Raw genomic sequence first — 1,883 nt, forward strand, 5'->3', positions numbered from 1 at the left:
CTTCAAGGTTGCTCATTATTGTAATTGTTTGAAAGTCAATACAATTTAATCATTATTAATGATTTGAGCAACTTTTTTTATAATGCACAACGGGTTTATATATAGTAAATTTAAAATTCTTATTTTTGGTCATAATTCTTTCTAATTTAAATTTTTTATGAGAAAATTCTTTCTAATTTTTACTATTACAATTTTGTCACTATGTGGATTACTTATTTATATTAATTGGAAATTTTCATTGCTTTTACTTATTGTGTTGCCATTACTATGTATTGGCGTTTATGATATGATTCAGACTAAACATGCTGTTCGTAAGAATTTTCCTATTATTGGTAGACTAAGATATTTACTTGAAGATTTTGGACCCGAAATCCGTCAATATTTTGTTGAACCCGATACAGACGGAAAACCTTTTAATAGATTACAACGTAGCTTAGTATACCAAAGAAGTAAAAAAGAAATTGATACACAACCATTTGGAACTCAATTAAATGTTTATCATACAGGTTATGAATGGATAAACCATAGCATAAAAGCGATTCCATTTAAAGAGATAGATACAAACCCTCGTGTTAAAATTGGTTCTGAACAATGTAGTAAACCTTATTTAGCAAGTTTATACAACATCAGTGCCATGAGTTATGGTTCATTAAGTAAGAATGCTATTTTAGCTTTGAATAGTGGTGCAAAACAAGGAGGGTTTTATCATAATACAGGAGAAGGCGGATTATCTCCTTATCATTTAGAACCAGGTGGCGATGTGGTTTGGAATATTGGAACTGGATATTTTAGTTGTAGAGATACTCATGGAAACTTCAATTATGATGCTTTTGTAGAAAGAGCCACCAAAGAGCATGTAAAAATGATTGAAATAAAATTTTCTCAAGGTGCAAAACCTGGGCATGGAGGTATATTGCCTAAAGAAAAGGTTACCGATGAAATTGCAGCTATTCGCTTGGTTGAGAAAGGTAATGATATTGTTTCACCTCCTAGACATAGTGCTTTTACCAATCCGTTGGAATTAATGGAGTTTGTAAAACTTCTAAGAAAAGGTTCTGAAGGTAAACCTATTGGAATAAAAATTTGCATCGGGAACAAATCAGAGTTTTTATCGATATGCAAAGCAATGATTGAAACCAATACATACCTTGATTTTATTACTGTAGATGGTGGCGAAGGTGGTACAGGTGCGGCACCTCAAGAATATTCTGACCATGTGGGTATGCCTCTACGAGAAGCTTTAGCCTTTGTTTATGATTCTTTAAAAGGATTTGGATTAAAAAATCAAATAAAAATTATTGCGAGTGGTAAAGTAATTACAGGATTTGATATTATTAAAAACTTGTCAATTGGTGCCGATTTGTGTAATTCTGCTCGAGGTATGATGTTTGCTTTAGGTTGTATACAAGCGTTAGAATGTCATAAAAACACTTGTCCTACAGGTGTTGCTACGCAAGATCCTAAACTAGCAAAAGGTCTAGTACCCGAAGAAAAAAGTATACGAGTAGCTCGTTTTCAACATGAAACAGTAAAAAGTGCTATGGAGCTTATGGCATCTGCAGGAATTAAACATCCAGACGATGTGGATAGAACTGTTGTGAGCACCAGAATAGATATAACAAAATCTATAACATTTGAAGAAATGTATCCAGAACTAGAGTTAGGTTGCTTATTAAATGAAGCTACAGTTCCAAAAGATTTTATTTCTCATTGGAGAAAAGCTTCAATCAATAGTTTTTAAATAATTATGAATACTTCTTTACAAAAATTCAAATAACTTGGATAATCTGACCTGTCCTAAAAAATCGATACAGATTAATAAGACAAAAATAGATAAGTTAAACAGCATCAAAAACGTTTTTGATGCCGTTTTTAGTTTTATA

At 31.8% G+C, this 1,883-nt stretch carries 1 protein-coding gene; it reads left to right on the top strand.

Annotated features, from left to right (window positions below; translation table 11 throughout):
- Positions 1 to 157: 157 nt before the first annotated feature.
- A complete protein-coding gene (locus Q361_RS13475; protein ID WP_103727240.1) occupies positions 158 to 1,741 on the top strand; it encodes an FMN-binding glutamate synthase family protein in 1,584 nt (527 codons plus the stop codon).
- Positions 1,742 to 1,883 lie beyond the last annotated feature (142 nt).

Source organism: Flavobacterium croceum DSM 17960 (genome assembly GCF_002917885.1).
Taxonomy (GTDB): Bacteria; Bacteroidota; Bacteroidia; order Flavobacteriales; family Flavobacteriaceae; genus Flavobacterium; species Flavobacterium croceum.